This window comes from Methylotenera sp. L2L1 (assembly GCF_000744605.1).
Taxonomy (GTDB): Bacteria; Pseudomonadota; Gammaproteobacteria; order Burkholderiales; family Methylophilaceae; genus Methylotenera.
This window is the reverse complement of the sequence record NZ_JQMG01000001.1, coordinates 2,319,685-2,340,779: the sequence shown is the minus strand read 5'-3', so window position 1 is coordinate 2,340,779 and position 21,095 is coordinate 2,319,685. Positions and strand designations below refer to the sequence as shown.

Below are 21,095 nucleotides of genomic sequence, written 5' to 3'. Positions count from 1 at the left end.
AGAGAACACAATGTCAGAATAAACTTCTCTGACATTGTGTTCTCTGTTGTTAGAGTTAATATTAAATTGAATTAGTCAACGCGGTAGTTAGGCGCTTCTTTTGTAATTTGTACATCATGCACGTGCGATTCACGCATGCCCGCACTGGTAATTTGTACAAATTCAGCACGTGAACGCATTTCTTCGATTGTTGCGCAACCAGCGTAACCCATTGAAGCACGTAAGCCACCCATGAGTTGATGAATCACAGCGAGCACACTGCCTTTATATGGCACACGACCCTCAATACCTTCTGGTACTAATTTGTCCGCGTTGCCATTGTTATCTTGGAAGTAACGATCGCTAGAGCCTTTTTGCATCGCGCCGATAGAACCCATGCCACGGTAAGACTTGTATGAACGGCCTTGGAATAGCTCGATGTCGCCAGGTGCTTCTTCAGTACCAGCAAACATACCGCCAAGCATTACGCTGTAAGCGCCAGCAGCAATCGCTTTTGAGATGTCGCCAGAATATCTGATACCACCATCAGCGATGAATGGTACACCAGTGCCGCGTAAGGCTTCTTCAACGTTAGCAATTGCACTGATTTGTGGAACACCCACACCAGCAACAATACGTGTAGTACAAATTGAGCCTGGGCCAATACCTACTTTAACGCCGTCCGCACCTGCATCAACTAAAGCGAGTGCAGCGCTGGCAGTTGCAATATTGCCACCAATCACGTCGATTTGTGGGAAGTGTTTTTTAACCCATTTAACGCGATCTAACACGCCTTGTGAATGACCATGTGCTGTATCAACAACGATCACATCAACACCAGCCTCAGCAAGTGCCGCTACACGTTCTTCAGTGCCATCACCAACACCAACAGCTGCACCAACACGCAATCTACCGTGCGCGTCTTTGCAAGCTAATGGATGGTCTGTCGATTTTTGTATATCTTTAACAGTGATGAGGCCTTTTAATGTATCTGAATCATCTACTACCAACACGCGCTCTAGGCGGTATTGATGCAATAAGCGGATCACATCCTCTTTAGTCGCGCCTTCTTTAACCGTGACCAATCTATCTCTAGGGGTCATGATGTTTTTAATTGGCTGATCTAAGTTGGTTTCAAAGCGAAGGTCGCGATTAGTCACAATCCCAACGATCTTGCCATTATCAACGACAGGGATGCCTGATATCTTGTGGGTGTGGGTAAGTTCTAATACGTCACGAACAGTCATGTGGCTTTGAATGGTAATCGGGTCGTTCACAACACCGGATTCAAAACGTTTAACACGTGCTACGTGCGCTGCCTGTTTCATGGCAGTCATATTCTTGTGAATGAAGCCTAAGCCACCTTCTTGCGCCAATGCAATCGCAAGCGGCGCTTCAGTGACAGTATCCATCGCAGCAGAAAGAAGAGGGATGTTTAGTCGAATGTTTCGAGATAATTGTGTGGTGAGTGAAACTTCGCGTGGCAGCACATTAGAGTAGGCCGGCACTAGTAAAACATCATCAAAAGTGAGAGCTTGTTGCAATAAACGCATGCGTAAATCCTTGTACCCAAAACGAAATTATACAGACTTATAATCGACTTAGCGAGAGTGTCAATCATTTATTTGTAAACTTAAAATGTTAACAAACGTTTAAGTGCGATACTTGCTAGTAAGTTAGATTAGCAATAATATGACCAAAAACCTATTAATCAAAGGATGTTTTATGTTAATTCGCTTGTTGGTGCTGTGTTTGGCGATAGTGCCTTTGATGGCAAACGCTGAAATTTACAAATGGAAAGATAAAGATGGCGTTACTCGTTATAGTGATATTCCGCCACCGTCTAACATCAAACAAGAGTCTATTCGCGGTAAAAAGGTGACAAAACCAACAGGCCAAGCACCCTTGGCACCTGTCGAGGGCGATATAGCAACATCTCTCAATAGAAACAAAGCGCCAGAAAAAGCCAAAGAGAGTAGCGCTAGCCAAGAGGATGCTGCAAAAAAACGCGCTCAGGATGCCGAGGCGCAAAAAGCAACAGATCAGCAGAAACAGGCCGAGTTGAAAGTTAAGCAAGAAAATTGTGCCGCGGCTAGAAAAAATCTTGTTACCTATACAACGGGTGGCAGAATTTCAAGAATCAACGAGCAGGGTGAGCGCGAGTATCTTGGTGATGACGACTTGTCGCAAGGTAAAGCTGACTCACAAAAGGATGTCGATGCCTATTGTGACTAATAGGCTAATTTAGATTGATGGCTTGCAGGGCGCATAGTGCACACGATTGCATAGAGCGCCTAATTTTTTTATGCAATCATTTTAGGTGTTGATGTGTTTTTCCATCATTTAGACCGCTAAGTCACCACCGCCTTTTTTCATTACCCTTCCATCAGCGGCCCTTTGCTTTCTCACTTCTTTGGGGTCTGCTATCAGTGCACGATAGATTTCTACGCGATCTAGATGGCGTAGCTTAGTGTCTAGTTTGGTTAGCTTTCCAAAAACACCTACTTTATTAATACTTAAGTCAATATCAGGAAATTTAGCCATAATGCCTGATGCGATGATTGCTTCTTCTGCAGTGATGCCGTCTTGCACTTTGATGGGAATGATTAATTGCTCATCTGGTAATGCGTAGGCTACTTCTACAATCATTTCATTAGGTAGGCTCATTGTAGTCTTTCATTATTTTGCGTAGATGGTATCTGCACGTTTAACAAATCCATCTACAAAGGTATTTGCAATATGGTTAAACACAGGCGCAATAATTTTCTCTAAAAAGTGATTTTCAAATTCATAGTTAAGTGAAAACTCGATTTTACAGGCCTCATCAGATAATGCCACGAAATGCCAAGAGCCATTTAGATGCTTAAACGGCCCATTTTTTAATTGTATTTCCATCGATGCAGGGAAAGACTTCTGATTTTCTGTTGTAAAGTTCTGACGCAAGCCGTGGTAGTCGATATGCAATGTTGCGATAGTCGTCACATTATCCTGTTGAATTAAATCAACGCCACCACACCACGGTAAAAACTTAGGGTATTGTTCAACGTCATCTACTAAAAGAAACATACAGCTAGCCGAGTGGTGGACTAGAACGGTTTTTTTTACATGAGCCATGCTTACCTTTAAACACTGTCATAAAACAAATTGGCTCAAATCAAGAGCGGGTTTTAATGAATTACTTTTTATTACTCAATACGTTCAGCCAAACAAATAAGAGAAGTAGAGTAAAATGATGATTTTAAGCTATTCGCCAAGAAATTTTTAGTTTTATGAGCATTGCACAAAATAAAAAAGCTTTTTTTGATTACTTCATTGAAGACAAATATGAGGCTGGTATTGTTCTCGAGGGGTGGGAAGTCAAAGCCATACGAGATAATCGCGTCAATATTAAAGAAGCGTATGTCATTATTCAGCGTGGCGAGATCTATTTGATTGGTTGCCATGTGACGCCATTGGGCGCAGCCTCTACGCACATACGGCCTGATGCTATTAGAACACGTAAGTTACTGTTGCATAATGAGGAAATATCTAAATTAATCGGTAAGGTAGAGCGTGCAGGCTATACGCTGGTGCCGTTAGATATGCATTTTTCTAAAGGGCGTGTTAAGGTTCAGATTGGTCTTGCCAAAGGTAAGAAGCAGCACGATAAACGTGACACAGAAAAAGCCCGTGATTGGGAGCGTGAAAAAGGCAGAATTATGCGGGCGCATAATAAATAGTTCAGTAGTCCGCTTTAAAAGCGTATAATCGAATTTGCTTATGGAAGCACGGTAATTAAATTATTGTGGATTTCATCTGTCAGATTGTGACTGTTTCTAGTCACAGACTTATGGGGCTGACCAGGTTTCGACGTGGGTTGCAAAGCAGTGCAGGGCATACCGAGGACTAGTCACCTCGTAAATAAACTAGAAAAAGTATAGTCGCAAACGACGAAACTTACTCTCTAGCAGCTTAGTTCTGCTGGACGCTGCACCATCTCTCCCGTGGGGTGGATTGGGGTAACCCATACGTAGTGTCATATACACGGGATACGTGTTGTGTTGGGTTACTTAGCACTTCATTAACCTTAAGGTAGCTCGCGTGCAAACTGCTTGTCTGTTGGTGTGTTGCACGTTAAATTAAACAACAAGGCTAAGTATGTAGAACTGTCTGTGGAGGGCTTGCGGACGCGGGTTCGATTCCCGCCTGCTCCACCATTTTAATGTAGTAGATTATCCTAAGTTGTACCGAAAACCCGCCGAAGTGCGGGTTTTTCTTTATCTATTGTTCCTATTTATGCCTAATTTATTTTATTGCATCCAATGCTAAAAGGGGGTATAAATATGGGGTACATTGATAAATATAAACGGACATACCCCCAATGGCGCTTTCAGATATTGCTGTGCGTAATGCTAAGCATGAAGACAAACCTAGAAAACTAGCGGACGAAAAGGGGTTGTTTCTGCTAATTCACCCAAACGGCTCTAAATACTGGCGGATGAAATACCGTATTGTGGGTAAGGAAAAGCTACTTGCTTTGGGGGTATATCCTGAAGTAACGCTTGCAACTGCTAGGCAGCTTAGAGATGATGCCCGAAAGATGATTGCTAATGGAGTAGATCCAAGTCTAGTAAAGCAGCAAGTAAAACGCTCTAAAAGCGAAGCAGCAGCCAATAGCTTTGAGGTTGTTTCTCGGGAGTGGGTTATTTCCCATATGGCGAATAAGTCCGAGTCTCATAGAGAAAGAACGCTTAGACGCTTTGAAACTTATCTATTCCCTTGGGTTGGTAACAGACCCATATCTGACTTAACTGCTCCCGATATACTTCAATGTGTTAAACGACCTCAAAATCAAAATAAATTAGAGACAGCTCACAGAGTCTTGCAGGCATCTGGCCAGGTGTTTCGTTATGCAGTGCAAACAGGTCGAGCTTTTAGAGATGTAACAGCTGACTTAAAAGGTGCGCTACCAAGCCCAAATGTAAAACATATGGCATCTTTCACCGAACCTAAGCAGGTGGCAGAGCTTCTCAGAGCTATAGATGGATTCCAGGGAACACTCACAGTCGAGTGTGCGTTGAGGCTTGCTCCGCTTGTTTTTGTAAGGCCTAGTGAACTCCGCAGGGCTAAATGGGCAGACATTGATTTAGAGCGTGGTGAGTGGAGTTATCGGGTTAGCAAAACAAATACGGATCATCTTGTGCCATTGTCCAAGCAAGCAATTGAGATTCTTAAAACCATTCATCCATTATCTGGACGTGGTGAGTTTGTATTTATAGGGGGGCATGACCCTAAGAAGCCTATGAGCGAGGCTGCTATCAATGCATCCCTTAAGCGTATGGGGTATGACACAAAAACAGAGATTACGGGGCACGGTTTTAGAGCCATGGCACGCACTATTTTACATGAGCGCCTTGGGGTAGATCCTCATGTAATTGAACATCAATTGGCCCACAAAGTACCAGATGCTCTAGGTGCAGCTTATAACCGTACTAAGTTTATTGATCAACGTACTTTGATGATGCAGCAATGGGCAGATTATTTAGATGAGTTAAAGGCAGGGGCGAAAGTTATTCAAATTAACAGTGCTATGTGATTCGCTTTGTGGTCTGCTTAATTTAGCAGCATTAGTGAGGTATGGTTTCTTGTTTTTTAATCAAATAGAAATTACTTTTGGTAATTATTAAATAAACACTTGCATTGTATCTTGATGCGTTATACGATACAAATTAAATGATAAAAAGTTTTGCTCATAAAGGGCTTGAAAAGTTTTTCTTAACTGGTAGTAAAGCTGGCATAAGAACAGACCATGCAAGTAAGTTAGCACGCCAACTGGCAATGCTTAACATGGCAACCGATCCGAAAGACATGGATATACCAGGCTGGAAGTTACACCGACTAACTACAGGACATTGGTCTATATGGGTAAATGGTAACTGGCGCCTCACGTTTAGCTTTGAAGGTGAAGATGCAGAGATTGTTGATTATCAGGACTATCACTAGGAGATAAAAGTATGAACAAAATGTTTAACCCGCCTCATCCAGGTGAGACTCTCAAAGAAGATGTATTGCCAGCCTTGGGACTAACTGTTACGGAAGCAGCGGAACAGTTGGGTGTTGCTCGCGTAACCTTGTCACGTATGATTAACGGTCATGCTGCTATCAGTGCTGATATGGCTATTCGTTTGGGGCAATGGCTTGGAGGTAGTGCTGAGGTATGGCTTCGTTTACAGCTTCAATATGATTTATGGCATGCAGAGAAAAATAGCAACATTAAAGTTAAACCTGCTCAGCAGTTAGCAGCGTAGTTTTACCGTCACCTGACGGCTTCAGGTAAAAGCGGCAACGCTGGTAACTTTTCGACGGACACCAGCGCTACCTAACCACAATGCAATACTAAATTGGAGTATCACATCATGGCTAAGCAACATTCTACTACTACGGAATCAAAACAGGATAAAACAATAACTGAGGCAATAAGTTTGCTATATGCACAACTTAAGCAACCAAAAACTGAGAGTTTGAATAATCCTTCTAAAGTAAAACAATACCTGACTCTTGCACTCTCAAAAGAAGAGCGTGAAGTGTTTATGGTGCTATTCCTTGATGCAAGAAATAGGCTGATTGAATCAGATATTATGTTTAATGGCACTCTTACACAAACAGCGGTTTACCCGAGAGAAGTTGTGAAGCAGGCATTGGTACACAATGCAGCGTCTGTGATATTTGCTCATAACCACCCAAGTGGTGATGCTTTACCTAGCAATGCAGATAAAGCTTTAACAGAGCAGCTGCAAAATGCCCTAGGATTGTTGGATGTTAGGGTTTTAGATCACTTTATTGTTGCTGGCAATGAAATATATTCATTTGCTGAGCATGGCGTGCTTGATAGTAGTCATGCATCAGTTAAGGATGATAATAAAGATTATGAAAAAAGACACTATGCAAAACCATTCAGCGAGATATCGGGTTTTAATGATTTTGGAACTGGAATTGGTAATTATATAAAAGCCATATCTAAAAATGATAAAGATATGATTTCATCTCGCGGGGAAAATGTTGCGGAAACCGCATTTTCGCTTTTGGCCACACTAGGTAAGTTAATTGTTTATGCTGATATGAAAGAGTTACAAGGAGAGACCGGTAACATAGGATGGTTAGTTACAACTTTAGCTGAACTAGGCTCAAATGCTCACTGTCATTCAACTGAAGCTACATTTATACAAAGTAAGATTAAAGAGCTGCATCAAAGTTAAGCGGTTTAGCTATCCCTAGCACGGCCATGCGAAAAGCGGATTCCTTCACCGCCTGGGATAGTTTCCATATTGAAGACAGCGCCTTGAAGGGGTGTTGATGAGAGAAAATAAAAAAACACCTCAAAGTAACTTGAAGTTACTAGATAAATTGATTGACTGGTATATTCAAAAATATCATTTTGATGATCCCATTAAGGAGGTATGTCAAATAATAGGTCTTTTTCTTGAAGCTAAGAAAAAAGCGCATTATGAAATAGTCCTTCCAGAATTTCCAGATAGTGGTAGTACGTCTTTTATTGATTATATTAGCGACTACGCCTTTGAAGCTCACCCAAACCTTGAAAGAGATGAGTGGAAATATCTTTTTACGCGAATACTTTCAAAAAAATATGGAGGTGAAAAATTTTATATAAATAGTGATCCTGCAGCTGAGCGTAAGCAAGCAGCCAAAAGTATGACACCTAATGAGTTGATGAATAAATTCGGTATTAGCCGGGGTTATGCTTATAAACTTAGGTCAGCAGCATTAAAAAGAAATACATAAAATAATTCTCCTTTTTTAGAAGAAATTAGACTTATATATATTTAGCATAAATGCCATGTTCCGTAGCAATACGGATTAATCCTTTAGGAGCTAACATGGCAGATTCAGAACAATCCACACCTTCAATTCTCAGACGCAAGCAGCTTGAGACAAAAATCGGTCTAAGCAGATCAACCATCTATGACAGAATCGATCCAGATAGTCCTCGATACGATTCAACTTTTCCTAAACCCATTAAGCTAGGCAGTGGTAAAAATCCGCCAATTGGATTCGTTGAGTCTGAAGTTAATGCCTGGATCACCTCTCAGATTATTAAAATCCGCTCATCTGGAGCGCAGTAATGGCAATTGATAATCTGCTATCAAAACTAGATCATGTAAGGCGTACGAATCATGGGCGATGGATAGCTAAGTGTCCTGCACATGATGATAGTAGAGCATCTTTATCAATTAGAGAGTTGGATGATGGCCGAGTGCTGATTCATGACTTTGCTGGGTGTTCTACTGAGAATGTTCTTGGGGCTGTAGGACTCACATTCTCTGATCTTATGCCAGAGGTAGTTAGTGAGTGTAAGAGAAAAGAATCAAGGCCATTTTCAGCAGCCGATGCTCTTAGATGTGTCTCGTTCGAAGTAATGCTTGTAGCAACGTATGCTAACAAAATGGCAGGCGGGCAGAAGTTGGGTGTTACGGATAAGGAAAGACTGTTATTAGCTAGTTCCAGAATACGTGGTGCGCTTCAGGGGGCAGGGCTATGAGCTACACTGATGTTGAATCAGCGACAGCTAAAGTTGATGCATTCTTAAAAGGTAAAAATGTTATTGCACTACCCGTGCCTGAGGTTAGTGAAAAAACCGAACCTGTAGTCTTCTATTCAACTGATGGTCGAATGGGAATAAGACATACAAATGGACGGTTACCAGAAATATTAGATGCGGTTGGTTTGGCTTTATCTGCTTCTCCTAATATGAATGTATTTGTGCACGCTGGTAGGTTAGTGCGTGTTCATGAAGTTAAAAATAAATCCGTTGGTATTCATCGTCCAGATGGTGCATTAGTGATTCACCCTTTAGAAGCGTCGCACTTAACTGAGTTAATAGGTCGTGCTGCAATGCATGTTAAGTATGACCTTAGATCGACAGATGATGCATCTGGAAAAAAAGGAGCTTGGGTTAATTGCGATTGTCCACGTCGTGTATCTGAGTCGTATATTGCTCGTGGCTATTGGCCTGAGATACCTGTTTTATCTGGCTTTGTTGAAGCGCCAACGATAGATCACACTGGGCGTTTGATAGATAAGCGAGGTCATGATTCTGAAAGCGGTTTATACCTAGCTATATCAGATGCAGTTACTGATAGTTACCAGTCCCCAACAAATAAACCAAGCAAGAGCGAGGCTGAAAAAGCACTAAAAAATTTATCAGAGCTAGTTGAAAGTTTTCCTTTTGTTAACGATGAAGATAAATCAGCCATTATTGCAGCCATTATTACTGCGATGGTAAGGCGTGTATTACCTTCAGCTCCTATGTTTGCGGTTACTGCGCCAATGCCAGGAACAGGTAAAACACTCCTAGCTGAGACCGCTGCCATCATAGCTACTGGTAGGAGGTCATCAGTGTTATCTCTAGGCCACGATGACGCAGAGGCTGAGAAGCGGCTTGGTGGTGTTCTCTTAGCTGGTGATGCAGCTATTCTTTTAGATAATATTGAGCGTCCGCTTGGTGGTGATCTCTTGTGTCAAGTTACTACACAGCCAAGTGTAAGGTTAAGGCCACTTGGTGTATCAAGCGTTATTTCAGTTCCCACACATGCACTAATGTTAGCTACTGGTAACAACTTAGCAATTGTTGGTGATCTTAAACGTAGAGTTGTACTTATACGTATGGATGCTAAGACAGAGAGACCTGAGCAACGTGCCTTTGATAGAAGCCATATAGATGAAGTTATATCAAGGCGAGGCGCTTTAATCAGTGCAGCACTCACTATCCCAATGGCATATATGGCAGCAGGCGCACCTGCTATTCATGGGCATAGACCATTTGGTAGCTTTGAGTTGTGGGATCAGATGGTTCGTCGCCCATTGTTGTGGCTTGGATACCCCGACCCACTCGGCGGTGCCGAAGCGCTAAGAGAGAGTGACCCTGATCTTGAGGCAATGCGAGCACTCTTTAGTGCATGGATAGAAATACCTAGCCTAAATAAACCCTGCACTGTGGCTGAGGTTATTAAGGTAGGCATGGAGTATATGCTCGGAGGTGGAGATTCAGCGTGTCCTGAATTACGAGATGCATTGCAATTGGTTTGCTCTGAGAAAGTTAATAGCCGAAGGCTTGGTATTTGGCTAAGAAACCATAGGGATCGAATTGTTGATGGAATGCAACTTATTCGGGCTGGTGATGATGGGCATGCAAAGGTAGCTATGTGGAGGATAGTTAAATGTGGATAACGTTTGAAAGGTACTCCTCAGCTTTGGATGTAAGGGTAATTTGAACCTCATGTTTTCTCTAGTTTTAAAATATCGTATAGGGGGTTATTTATTACTAATCAATAGGTTAAATGATTTTACCACCTTGATTATTCTGATTTTGGTTAGATTTTTTTGCGGGGTATGCGGGTAATAGCGGGTAATGTTTCTTACTACGTACGAAAAATACAAAAGATGTAAATAGTAATAGGAATAAAAAATACCCCGCACGACCCCGCATACCCCGCAATTTTAGGCATGGTTGTTTTATAGGTAGTGACTTTACGTCACTACCAAATTCAGCAGGATTCTATATTTATAATTTCTTACCAAATCATGTGGCGTTAGGCGCTTGTGAAAATAAAAAGGGGTGGGGAGTTATCTAATTGATTTGAAAAAGGATAGTTTATGGATGCAAGACATGAAGCAAATATTGAGGTATTACATCGTTGTTTAAAGCAATTGTTTATAGACTATTTAAATAGAATAGGATCAGAAAGGGTTGCTACAGGCGATATAGAGCGAGTGATGCTTAGTTATCTGGAAAATGGCTATATATTAAATTTTTCATCATCTGTTACGCCTGAAAAGATGACCGTTGTTTGCTCCGTAAATGGTTCAAGTCTTTTTAATATTGATTTGAGTTTGGGCAAGGTTACTTATCAGTAATGTCAAAAGTACGTCAATCCACTGATTCTTTAAGGAGGCTTGCTATAGATCTACTAGCAGGAAAAGATATTCCTGCAAATAGTGATCAATGGCTTTGGCTTAAAAGTGGAGTTATGAAATATATGCAGCAAGAAAAGCAACTATCCTTAGATAAGGCATTGGGATTGGCTGTATGTGGTTCAAGGCATGTGTCAACACAATTAACATTAAGTGTTCGTAATCATTATTTAATTAAGTCTATACGCAATATCAGCTTAGACGAGGATATTTCTGATTGGGAGCGCTGCAAGCGATTGGCGACTAAGGTAAATAATCTCTGTAATTTTTGGGAAGCTCATCAAAATACACGACCTGAGCAAAATTGGGATCTGTGGAAATGTTATTTACATCAGGCCTGGTCAACTGGATCAGGTGTGCCCACGACAGCTAGAGGGTTGTATCTAGTGATTGAAAATGATGACTACTCGCTTCATAGCGATGAATTGATAATCTATCAAACAATTCAGGCTAATAGGAATCATGAAAAACTGGTACTCAATCAAAGCAACTGGAAAAACAGCGAACCTGTCAATTTATGATGAAATTGGCGGTTTTGGTGTGACCGCGCAAAGTTTCATTAATGAGCTTAACTCTCTCACTGGCGTAAGTAATATTCATCTACACATATCTTCAGAAGGTGGATCAGTGCAAGAGGGTGTAGCGATATATAACGCCCTAAAACGCCACCAGGCTAAAGTTGATGTGTTTATTGATGGATGGGCGTTGTCAATGGCTTCATTTATTGCTATGGCTGGTGACAAAGTTTATATGTCAGAAAATGCCTTAATGATGATCCACAATGCTTGGGGCGGTGGGAGTGGTGATGCAAGAGAACTTAGAAAAACTGCAGATATTTTAGAAAAAGCTACAGACTCTTTGGTTGATGGGTATGTACTAAAAACAGGTAAGTCTCGTGAAGAAATATCATCTATGTTAGATGAGGAAACATGGATGACAGCTGAAGAGGCTTTAGAACAAGGCTTTATAGATCATATAAGTGAGCCTGTGAAAATTTCAGCTCAATTCAATATTAATAAATTTAATCCTCCGGAAAAAGTGAAAGGTTTAATCATGCAGAAAGATAGTGTAAATAATTCAACTTCTTTAGATGCTCATGCATCTTCAATTCTTATTAAAGATGCAGAGAGGCGTCAAAGTATTCGTGCCGTGTTTAGTAAGTTCAAAGACTACGATGGCGTTGATCAGCTAATGGATGCTCTAGAAAACGATATTAACTGTAGTGTGCAATTAGCTAATGATAAGCTATTAGCACATTTAGGCAGCCAATCATTTCCTATTAGTGGCGGATACTATAATCCAAGTGAAGGTCTACATGTTTCTGACAAGCTAAGAGAGTTTAAGGCAGCAGCAACTGATGCACTATTGATTAGATCAGGTTTGCGTTTAAATGATCCAAGCCCAATGGTGCGTGATGTTCAGCGGATGGATGTTGTCATGATGGCTGAGCGTATTTTGAGCATGCAAGGTCGCAGTGTAAATGGAATGAGTCGTGTTGAAATAATTAAGGCAGCTCATTCTTCAAGTGATTTCCCATTGTTATTAGCAAATACAGCTGGTAAGGCATTACGTATTGGTTATGAAAGTGAGCCGAGCACACATGTTTTATGGACTGCCGAGAAAGAAGTTCCTGATTTTAAAACGCAAAGTATGGTTGCACTGTCTGAAGCCCCTAATTTGCTAGAGGTTCCAGAGTCTTCAGAATACAAAAATGGATCTTTTGGGGAGAGTGCGGAAGAGTTTGCAATTAAAACCTATGGTCGTATCTTTGGCATTACTCGCCAGGCATTGATAAATGATGACCTTGGTGCACTAACTTCAATGCCAGCTGCATTTGGAGCTGCAGCACGAAGGTTGGAGGCTGATTTAGTATATGGAAAGCTGTTGTCTAGCTCGGCTATGTCAGATGGTAAATCACTATTTCATGCTGATCATGGCAATCTTGCTGCAGCAGGAACAGCATTAAGTATAGCGTCACTTGCTTTTGCTAGGGCGGCTATGCGTCGCCAAAAGGGAGTAAATGGATTACAACATATTGATCCAGTACCTCGTTTCTTGATTGTGCCTGTGTCACTTGAGACTACAGCAGAGCAGCTTGTTTCTAGTTTAGTGGATCCGTCAAAATCTAATGATGCAACGAATGTTCAGTGGGTGAGGAATCTTACTGTAGTTGCAGATCCTAGATTGGACGAAAACTCAGAGTTTTCTTGGTATTTGTCAGCTAACCCAAGTCAAATTGAAGGCATAGTGAGAGCTTATCTTACTGGTCAGGATAGACCATATTATGAAGTTGATGAAGAGTTTAACCGAGATGTTACTTCAATTAAATCTAGATTAGATATTGCAGTTGGAACTATAGATTTTCGTGCGCTTTATAAAAATCCTGGTGCTGCATTGTAAATAATTTGATCGCTGGGCTGGATGGACGGCTGACCTCCAGTGATGACGTATCCAGCGCATGATAGTCTCCTCATGTTTACTACGTCACTTTATAGAGTTGGGTAATTTATCATGGGGGTATATTTGGGGGTATATTTTAAATTAATAATATAACTATCCTTTTAAATTGAGGCTTATATTGGATTGTTTGATTGACGCCTGCCCACCATTTTAAAAGTGTTAACACGATGTACTTGAAGGCCATGTATCGCTAGATACATGGCCTTTTTGTTTTATATCTTAAAGAAGCTTATCATTTAAATAACAACACCTTTTACAGTTTAGTTATTGAGCTAGTGTTTTTAAGCCAGCACTGCCTCTAGGGTCACCAATTAGCACTGGGGATTGCTTAAATGAGGAGTTCACTAGGCTTTTATTGATATCAAGGTCATCAAAGCTTAATCCTGCCACATCAAACCAAGTGTGTATGAAGTTGGAAAGGCTATAAGGCGCGTCTAAGTGCCCATTTAGATTGATTGCTGATTTTTCTTTCCATGCAGGGGATGCCCACATAATCAACGGCGTGGCATACATAGCTAACGATGGATTCCCTTCGTTCCTGCCAAGAAAGTCATGAGGTGGTGTGTCATATACATCCTCACCATGGTCTGACAGATAAGCCATAAAGCTTCGTTCTTGCTTGGCTTCTATCATTTTTTTTATGGATGACACGACGTAATCGTTGTATAAAATTGCATTGTCATAAGTATTAATGATGTCAATTTTATCCTGACTAAGTCCTTTTTTTGTGCCTTCTGCAGAGTCAAATTTAGCAAACTTATCTGGATAACGATATTTGTATTTCATATGCGTCCCGAGCAAATGGACAACGATGAATTTTTTAGGGGCATTGTCATCAAGAGACTTTTGCAAAGGCTCTAGTACGTTCTCATCATACTCTCTAGAGTTTTGTGCACTGGAGTTATTCATGTAGTACTGCACATCCATCTGTTTAGAAAAGTTAGTCAACATGGTATTTCGTTTGGTAATGGTTTGTTGGTTGGTTATCCAATAAGTTTTATAACCAGCCTGCTTCATGATGTTCATTAATGTTGGCTTGGTAAGAAATAGGTCTGGGTTGTTTTGGTCTGCAAACGTAAGTATCTGTTCTAAAGATTCAATGGTTGATGGGCGTGATGAGACTGCGTGTTGAAAGACGGATAGTTCATTTTTCATTGCATCTAGTTGAGGGGTTGTTGGGCGGTTATATCCATACAAGCTCATGTGTTGGCGGTTAGTGGATTCTCCGATGACCAATACCATCGTACTATTCAACTCTCCATGTTTATCTTTAAGGTTTTTAACAGGAGGTAGGCTTTTGTTCTTTTCAAGCATTGCTTCCATCGTTGCCAATTGTTCACGGTAATGTACATATCCGATAATTAATTGCCATGGTTGTGCTGGTTGCATGTGTTTTTCAATGATATATACGACTTGATTCCATGGTGCTTTTTTGACTATTAAACTCTTAAATAGCGGAGCGCCAAATAAGAACGTAAGGATAAATAGGCTAATGAACACAGCGTTCTTTAATGGAAAAGTGACAGGTTTAACTTGTCGCCATAGCAAGTAGCTAATGATGGTGTGTCCAATCAATATTGGTAGCATCCACCATTTGAAATATTGCGCGATAAACTCAGAAGACTCCGCTAGATTAGATTCAAAGATGATGAAGATGACACTTTGAGAGAACTCTTGTTGATAAATGCAAAAGTAGCCTAGGCTGACCAGTGATGAAGCCCATAGCATCAAGCCAACGGCGCCTGTTATTTCTTTCGTTTTATTTGGAAAGAGTAAAACTGGAATCATCCATAAAAAACTCATGTAGATTGCTTGTCTTAACCCAACAAAAATCGTTGCATCTGTGACTTGCAGTAGGAGATGAGTGATGCCAGAAAAATATAAAAAGAAAATATATAGAATAAAAAATGCGCGCCAATTTTGTTTTGTCATTGTTATGTTTGGTGTAGTCTAAATCGCATAACTAATGCAAGTGATGTGCCGCTATATGTTTAAACGTTGTGTGAAGTAAAAACTTAACGATATCAATAAGATAGAGATTTATTATTTTTATTGGTAATTATTTTACGAATATGCATACATTTTTTGCAGGGTTGCACTTGGTGAAGACTGTAAAAAATATACAAATATTGCAGGGTGTCTTTATATGGTGCCCAATCACATTAGTAGGTTTAGTAGATAAAGAATCAGATTCAAGCTTTGAATGGTATCGACTTAATGCTAATGCGCACCGTTGAGCGGAGGTTAGAGCTGGCAGTAATGACATTGAGACAGCCATTGCATGCAGCAATGGTTAAAAGCTTTGCACGATAGATGTTAACCGTGATGCAAATTCGTGTTTATTTAGCACGGGAAATTTTAGTTTGAATTATAAAGATTCAACTAGATAACATATTGGCATGTATGTTGCAGCTGCTCTTCAAGATAACTTGAATTGAAAGCAATAGCATTATGATGCAGTCAACTATTTACAGTAACTTTTGTAAATTACTCCCCACCAAGAATTTTAATCATTCACAAACGCCGACTATATTAATAGTCACCGTGTTTATTATGCTGACAGGCAACTATTCTCTGTTTAATGGCATTCTCAATATTTATCCACTCACCATAGCAAACTTACCATTTTTGATTTCATTAGCCCTGTTTTTTACGTTACTTACAGGTGGCTTTTTCTTGATAGTTTGCCACGGACGATTAACGCGTTGGGTATTGGCTTTATTTTTAGTGCTTGCCTCACAGTTGGCTTATTACATGGACCACTTTGGTGTCATTATCGACACAGTCATGATTGATAACATCATGCAGACCAATCGAAGTGAGTTTGCTAGCTTAATCACTACAAACCTTATTGTTAGAACAGTTATTTTTGGGATTATTCCTGCATGGATATTATTAAAATATTGTCCAAATCCAGCAAGTTTTAAAACTGAATTAAAATCAAAATTGAGTTGTTTGGTCGCTTTCTTAGTCGCCATATTGTTATTAATTGTTGCGTTTACACCTGATTACACATCGTTCATACGTGAACACAAAGTTGTTCGGCTTTATGCAAATCCAACTTACTCAGCATATTCATCCATTAAATACATAAGCCAACAAACACAAATTGCAACTGATGTTGTTATTGGAAAAGTCGCTGATGATGCAGTTTTAATGGATCCGTCTACGAGCAAGAATGAATTGATCATTATGGTGGTTGGTGAAACGGCGCGTGCGGATAGGTTCTCTCTTAATGGCTATAAACGAGATACTAACCCCTTATTATCTAAGCAGAATATCGTTAGTTTTACTAACGTTAGTGCATGCGGTACATCTACTGGAGTGTCTGTGCCATGTATGTTTTCATCGTTAGGTCGTAAAAAATACGATAAAGAGATTGCACTTAAGCAAGAAAATGCACTGGATGTTTTGCATAACAATGGCATAGAAGTTTTATGGCGCGATAATAACTCTGATTCAAAAGGTGTTGCCACACGTGTCAAGTATCAGGACTTTAAATCACCAACGCTTAATCCTGATTGCGCAGGAGAGTGTAGGGATGTTGGTATGTTAAGTGGGTTGGATAGCTATATTTCATCTCATCAAGATAAGGATATGTTGATTGTTTTGCATCAAATGGGGAATCACGGTCCTGAATATTACAGAAGATACCCCAAGGAGTTTGAGCGCTTTAAGCCAGCCTGCCAAACTGGGGAGTTAAGGGATTGTTCTCAGGCGGAAATTGATAACGCTTATGATAATGCAATACTTTATACCGACTACTTTTTATCGGAAGTGATTAACTTTCTTAAAAAATATGATGATAGATACGAAACAGCCATGCTATATGTTGCTGACCACGGTGAGTCACTTGGTGAGCATGGGTTTTATTTGCATGCTGCGCCTTATATCATTGCCCCAAAAGAACAAAAGCGAATTCCTGTCATTGCATGGTCGGGTAAAAACTTCGATTATGATTTGCAAGACATTAAGCCATATAAAGACGTGGTGCTGAGTCATGATGATTTATTCTGCACATTGCTGGTTGCCTATGAACTGAATTCAAATGTTTGTAAAAGTAAAAATGGCATGCTTGCGAGAAACGTTAATCTAAAACCTTATGCCTTATTTGGAGACTCCTTCGGTAAGGGTGTCAATTGAGTTAAGTAATCCGTCTGACATTTAACCATTATTTTCTATGTGTTAATTTTCTAATGTCTAATCACTTTCTTGACATTACTACTTGACATTGTTTCTATATTTATGGAAATATAGAAATATGGATAATAAATTAGCGGTAATACAGTTAGCATCTATTGCGCAAGAGGCGCGCTTGGATATTTTTAGGCTGCTTGTGCAAGCTGGATTTAAAGGGTTGCCTGCAGGCGCAGTAGGCGAGCAACTGAAAATACCCGCAAGCACGCTTTCTTTTCACTTAAAAGAATTGAGCCATGCAGGGCTTGTGAGCTCACGCCAAGAGGGACGTTTTGTCTATTACACGGCCAATTATGATGTGATGAATAATCTACTAGCCTATCTTACTGAAAATTGTTGTGCAGGACAGGTGCCATGTTGTTCTGATAGCGCTTGCAACCCAAATGAAAAGGAGAGGCAGTCATGAAGCGTATGCATTTACATGTGTCAGTTGATGACCTTAATAAAAGCATTGGTTTTTATAATACTTTGTTCGGCGCAGAGCCAATAGTCATTAAGCAAGATTATGCCAAATGGATGTTAGATGACCCTTTGGTGAACTTTGCTATCAGCCAGCGTGGTGCAAAGGCTGGCTTAGATCATGTCGGTATTCAGGTGGATGATGAGGCGGAGCTGTCGGAAATAAAGGCTAGATTTGATGGTGCAGAGCTGAGTGTGTTGACGCAGGAGGGAACGACTTGCTGTTATGCGAAATCAGATAAGCACTGGGTGCAGGATCCGTCCGGTATAGCTTGGGAGACTTACCACACATTAGAGAGTGCACCTACTTTTAATGATACTAAAGGCCAAGCAGACTCAGCATGTTGTGCGCCTAGTGCGCAGCAGGTTCAATTTATTTCACGTAGAAACAACTCACAATGACAGCAGAATCTAAAACTTTAACTATAAGTCCAAAAATTGGTACTTTTGAACGAAATTTAACCTGGTGGGTACTGGCATGCATTGTTGTCGGGATCGGCTTGGGAGAGTTGAGTCCGGAAGCATTTCAATCAATAGGTAATCTAAAAATAGCTGAAGTGAACTTGGTTGTAGCTGCGCTTATTTGGTTGATGATTATCCCCATGCTGCTAAAAGTAGATTTTTATGCAATGCGTGACGTATTGCAACATGGCAAAGGTATTGGCGTCACATTATTTATTAACTGGGTAGTAAAGCCGTTTTCTATGGCTTTGTTAGCATGGGTGTTTATACGTCATTTGTTTGCGGGATATCTGCCAGTAGATCAAATAGATAGCTATATTGCAGGGTTGATATTGCTTGCGGCGGCGCCATGTACTGCCATGGTTTTTGTTTGGAGTAATTTGTGCGGCGGTGAGCCGAAGTTTACTTTATCTCAAGTAGCGATTAATGATGCGATTATGTTGTTCGCATTTGCACCTCTAGTTGGGCTGTTGCTGGGGTTGTCTAACATAAGCATTCCATGGGGTACCTTGTTCTTGTCGGTGTTGTTGTTTATTTTAGTGCCTGTTTTTATGAGTCAGTTAATGCGTAAGTATTTACTGGCAAAAGGATCGCAGGCATTGGATGTTGTCCTGAAGCAACTGCATCCAATTTCTTTGGGTGCGTTGCTTGCCACCTTAGTGCTATTGTTTGGTTTTCAGGGGCAACAAATACTGGCTCAGCCCTTGATTATTGCTTTATTGGCGGTGCCTATCATTATTCAGGTTTACTTTAATTCAATGCTTGCATACTGGTTAAATAAAAAGTTCAAAGTGGCACATTGTGTAGCAGGACCATCCGCACTGATTGGCGCATCTAACTTTTTTGAGTTGGCGGTTGCTACTGCAATCGCGCTATTTGGTTTTAACTCAGGAGCGGCGCTTGCGACGGTTGTGGGTGTGTTGATTGAGGTGCCAGTCATGCTGTCTGTGGTACATATTGTCAATCGTAGTCGCCATTGGTATGAGGCTAGCTAAGCTCATTATTGAAACTTAAAAGAGAAAATTAAGATGAATGTTTTATTTTTATGTACAGGTAACTCATGCCGATCAATATTGGGTGAGGCGACTTTTAATCACCTTGCCCCAGCTGGTTTGCGTGCAATGAGTGCTGGTAGTAAACCGGCTGGATATGTGCATCCACGCTCACTTGCCTTATTGGCACGTGAGGGCATCTCGACAGAAGGTTACTTTAGTAAGTCTTGGGAAGATTTACCTGCTACGCCTGATATTGTGATTACGGTGTGTGGTAGCGCTGCTGGCGAAACTTGCCCTGCGTATTTGGGCCCAGTACTTCGCACTCATTGGGGCGTGGAAGACCCTGCGCATGTCGTTGGTAGCAACGAGGAGATTGATGCTGCTTTTGTAAAGGCATACAGTATTTTACGTGCGCGTATTGAGGCCTTTTTTGCGTTGCCGTTAGAAACATTAAAGCATGACAAAGTTGCCCTTAAAACAGAAATGGACAAAATTGCGACTATCCTTGCTTAAGGAGCGTTAAAAAATACTACATGTTTTTTAATCAGCTTGTGTGAAGTAGCCAAATTCGTAACCATTTGCTCGTCATTATTGGTTTGACAAACCTTTTCTGCGATAATGGTGTTTTGATTTTTTCTGAAAGCTAAAGCAAATGGCACAATTTGATAATGTCAGTGTAAAAAAGAAAGCTAACGTTTATTTTGATGGTAAATGCGTTAGTCACACCGTAATGTTTCCTAACGGAACACGCAGTACGATTGGTGTTATTTTTCCAAGCACGCTTACATTTAACACGGCTGCTCCTGAATTGATGGAAATTAATGCAGGTATTTGTAAAGTGCGCTTGCAAGGCGAAAGTGACTGGAAAACATACAGTGAAGGTGAGAAGTTCACCGTGCCAGGTAACTCATCATTTGACATCGAAACAGTAGAAACATTAGATTACGTTTGCCATTTTGAGTAGGTTTAATAAGGTGCGAGTACTAGTTGATGAGATTTAAGTTCTCGCACCGTTGATTAAAGCGCTAAGATGGTTTGTTAATAATATAGGGATGATGTATGCCTTCATTTGATATTTCTTCAGAAGTCGACATGGTCGCTTTGAAGAACGCGATTGATACAGCTGGTAAGCAAATTACCAATCGTTATGACTTTAAAGGTAGTTCAGCGAAGGTTGAACTGAATGAAAAAGATAGTGTGATTACCCTGTTTGGAGATAATGACTTTCAGCTTGATCAGGTTAAAGATATTTTGTTACCAGCAATGGAAAAGAAAGAGCCTGATTCATCTAAACGTCTGGATCATAAAGATGTCCAAAAAGTGTCTGGTAACAAAGTGAAGCAAGAGATGAAAATCCGCGCTGGTATTGATACTGACTTGGCTAAACGGATTACTAAGCTCATTAAAGACTCTGGCATGAAAGTGCAAGCGAGTATTCAGGGTGATACCGTGCGTGTGAATGGCGCCAAGCGAGATATCTTGCAAGATGCGATTGCATTTGTAAAAAAGAATGTAACGGATTTTCCGTTGCAGTTTGGTAATTTTAGGGATTAAGTAAGCGCAGTATTTACTGAC

General features: G+C 40.6%; 24 protein-coding genes and 1 other RNA gene. 21 read left to right on the top strand and 4 right to left on the bottom strand.

Annotation, left to right across the window (positions count from 1 at the left end):
• Positions 1-71: 71 nt before the first annotated feature.
• Entirely contained in the window at positions 72-1,532 is a 1,461-nt protein-coding gene (gene guaB / locus FG24_RS11070; RefSeq protein WP_036303437.1) for an IMP dehydrogenase, read from the bottom strand.
• A gap of 172 nt (positions 1,533-1,704) precedes the next feature.
• Here guaB and FG24_RS11065 point away from each other — a divergent pair, with 172 nt between their 5' ends.
• Entirely contained in the window at positions 1,705-2,214 is a 510-nt protein-coding gene (locus FG24_RS11065) for a DUF4124 domain-containing protein (RefSeq protein ID WP_036304289.1), read from the top strand.
• A 108-nt stretch (positions 2,215-2,322) separates the two neighbouring features.
• Here the strand turns inward: FG24_RS11065 and FG24_RS11060 are convergent, their stop codons facing one another.
• Both FG24_RS11060 and FG24_RS11055 read right to left on the bottom strand, forming a co-directional pair.
• Positions 2,323-2,646: an RnfH family protein gene (locus FG24_RS11060; RefSeq protein WP_036303436.1), complete on the bottom strand. Its 324-nt coding sequence runs from the start codon at positions 2,644-2,646 to the stop codon at positions 2,323-2,325.
• 12 nt (positions 2,647-2,658) lie between these two features.
• Positions 2,659-3,093 (bottom strand): type II toxin-antitoxin system RatA family toxin, encoded by a 435-nt coding sequence (locus tag FG24_RS11055; RefSeq protein WP_036303434.1) that lies wholly within the window; start codon positions 3,091-3,093, stop codon positions 2,659-2,661.
• A gap of 155 nt (positions 3,094-3,248) precedes the next feature.
• Here FG24_RS11055 and smpB point away from each other — a divergent pair, with 155 nt between their 5' ends.
• From smpB to FG24_RS10995, 13 genes are all read left to right on the top strand, one after another.
• Positions 3,249-3,698 carry an SsrA-binding protein SmpB gene (smpB, locus tag FG24_RS11050; protein WP_036303431.1) on the top strand — a complete coding sequence of 150 codons (450 nt, stop codon included), beginning with the start codon at positions 3,249-3,251 and terminating at the stop codon, positions 3,696-3,698.
• Between the two features lie 112 nt (positions 3,699-3,810).
• Positions 3,811-4,175: a transfer-messenger RNA gene (ssrA, locus tag FG24_RS12575) on the top strand.
• A 164-nt stretch (positions 4,176-4,339) separates the two neighbouring features.
• Positions 4,340-5,554 (top strand): tyrosine-type recombinase/integrase, encoded by a 1,215-nt coding sequence (locus tag FG24_RS11045; RefSeq protein WP_036303429.1) that lies wholly within the window; start codon positions 4,340-4,342, stop codon positions 5,552-5,554.
• A 137-nt stretch (positions 5,555-5,691) separates the two neighbouring features.
• Entirely contained in the window at positions 5,692-5,961 is a 270-nt protein-coding gene (locus FG24_RS11040; RefSeq protein WP_036303427.1) for a type II toxin-antitoxin system RelE/ParE family toxin, read from the top strand.
• An 11-nt stretch (positions 5,962-5,972) separates the two neighbouring features.
• A complete protein-coding gene (locus FG24_RS11035; RefSeq protein WP_036303425.1) occupies positions 5,973-6,266 on the top strand; it encodes a HigA family addiction module antitoxin in 294 nt (97 codons plus the stop codon).
• 108 nt (positions 6,267-6,374) lie between these two features.
• Positions 6,375-7,214 carry a RadC family protein gene (gene radC, locus FG24_RS12980; RefSeq protein WP_051901529.1) on the top strand — a complete coding sequence of 280 codons (840 nt, stop codon included), beginning with the start codon at positions 6,375-6,377 and terminating at the stop codon, positions 7,212-7,214.
• Positions 7,215-7,311: 97 nt separating this feature from the next.
• Positions 7,312-7,758 (top strand): hypothetical protein, encoded by a 447-nt coding sequence (locus FG24_RS11025; RefSeq protein ID WP_036303423.1) that lies wholly within the window; start codon positions 7,312-7,314, stop codon positions 7,756-7,758.
• A 95-nt stretch (positions 7,759-7,853) separates the two neighbouring features.
• The gene (locus FG24_RS11020; RefSeq protein WP_036303421.1) at positions 7,854-8,099 is read left to right on the top strand and encodes a helix-turn-helix transcriptional regulator; all 246 of its coding nucleotides are present in this window, start codon (positions 7,854-7,856) and stop codon (positions 8,097-8,099) included.
• A complete protein-coding gene (locus tag FG24_RS11015) occupies positions 8,099-8,515 on the top strand; it encodes a hypothetical protein (RefSeq protein ID WP_036303420.1) in 417 nt (138 codons plus the stop codon). Before FG24_RS11020 ends, FG24_RS11015 begins: the two co-directional genes overlap by 1 nt.
• Complete coding sequence (locus tag FG24_RS11010) at positions 8,512-10,203, top strand: hypothetical protein (RefSeq protein WP_051901528.1); 1,692 nt, start codon at positions 8,512-8,514, stop codon at positions 10,201-10,203. Before FG24_RS11015 ends, FG24_RS11010 begins: the two co-directional genes overlap by 4 nt.
• 426 nt (positions 10,204-10,629) lie before the next feature.
• Positions 10,630-10,890: a hypothetical protein gene (locus FG24_RS11005; RefSeq protein ID WP_036303418.1), complete on the top strand. Its 261-nt coding sequence runs from the start codon at positions 10,630-10,632 to the stop codon at positions 10,888-10,890.
• The gene (locus FG24_RS11000; protein WP_036303416.1) at positions 10,890-11,468 is read left to right on the top strand and encodes a hypothetical protein; all 579 of its coding nucleotides are present in this window, start codon (positions 10,890-10,892) and stop codon (positions 11,466-11,468) included. The genes FG24_RS11005 and FG24_RS11000 overlap by 1 nt, the downstream gene beginning before the upstream one ends.
• Positions 11,410-13,347 (top strand): ClpP-like prohead protease/major capsid protein fusion protein, encoded by a 1,938-nt coding sequence (locus tag FG24_RS10995; protein ID WP_051901527.1) that lies wholly within the window; start codon positions 11,410-11,412, stop codon positions 13,345-13,347. The genes FG24_RS11000 and FG24_RS10995 overlap by 59 nt, the downstream gene beginning before the upstream one ends.
• A 324-nt stretch (positions 13,348-13,671) precedes the next feature.
• Here FG24_RS10995 and cptA read toward each other — a convergent pair whose 3' ends face one another.
• A complete protein-coding gene (cptA, locus tag FG24_RS10990) occupies positions 13,672-15,339 on the bottom strand; it encodes a phosphoethanolamine transferase CptA (RefSeq protein ID WP_036303415.1) in 1,668 nt (555 codons plus the stop codon).
• A gap of 522 nt (positions 15,340-15,861) precedes the next feature.
• Between cptA and FG24_RS10985 the strand changes: the two genes are divergently transcribed.
• The 7 genes from FG24_RS10985 to FG24_RS10955 all read left to right on the top strand — a co-directional run bounded on the left by FG24_RS10985 (position 15,862) and on the right by FG24_RS10955 (position 21,074).
• On the top strand, positions 15,862-17,550 hold the full coding sequence (locus FG24_RS10985) for a phosphoethanolamine transferase (RefSeq protein ID WP_036304277.1): 1,689 nt from the start codon (positions 15,862-15,864) through the stop codon (positions 17,548-17,550).
• A gap of 118 nt (positions 17,551-17,668) precedes the next feature.
• The gene (locus tag FG24_RS10980; protein ID WP_036303413.1) at positions 17,669-18,010 is read left to right on the top strand and encodes an ArsR/SmtB family transcription factor; all 342 of its coding nucleotides are present in this window, start codon (positions 17,669-17,671) and stop codon (positions 18,008-18,010) included.
• A complete protein-coding gene (locus FG24_RS10975) occupies positions 18,007-18,465 on the top strand; it encodes an ArsI/CadI family heavy metal resistance metalloenzyme (RefSeq protein WP_036303412.1) in 459 nt (152 codons plus the stop codon). The genes FG24_RS10980 and FG24_RS10975 overlap by 4 nt, the downstream gene beginning before the upstream one ends.
• On the top strand, positions 18,462-19,520 hold the full coding sequence (gene arsB / locus FG24_RS10970) for an ACR3 family arsenite efflux transporter (protein WP_036303410.1): 1,059 nt from the start codon (positions 18,462-18,464) through the stop codon (positions 19,518-19,520). Before FG24_RS10975 ends, arsB begins: the two co-directional genes overlap by 4 nt.
• A gap of 33 nt (positions 19,521-19,553) precedes the next feature.
• Complete coding sequence (locus FG24_RS10965) at positions 19,554-20,033, top strand: arsenate reductase ArsC (RefSeq protein ID WP_036303409.1); 480 nt, start codon at positions 19,554-19,556, stop codon at positions 20,031-20,033.
• A 139-nt stretch (positions 20,034-20,172) separates the two neighbouring features.
• Positions 20,173-20,484 (top strand): pyrimidine/purine nucleoside phosphorylase, encoded by a 312-nt coding sequence (locus FG24_RS10960; protein WP_036303407.1) that lies wholly within the window; start codon positions 20,173-20,175, stop codon positions 20,482-20,484.
• A 95-nt stretch (positions 20,485-20,579) separates the two neighbouring features.
• Positions 20,580-21,074, top strand: a complete 495-nt coding sequence (locus FG24_RS10955; protein WP_019898795.1) for a YajQ family cyclic di-GMP-binding protein — start codon at positions 20,580-20,582, stop codon at positions 21,072-21,074.
• The last annotated feature ends 21 nt before the right edge of the window (positions 21,075-21,095 follow it).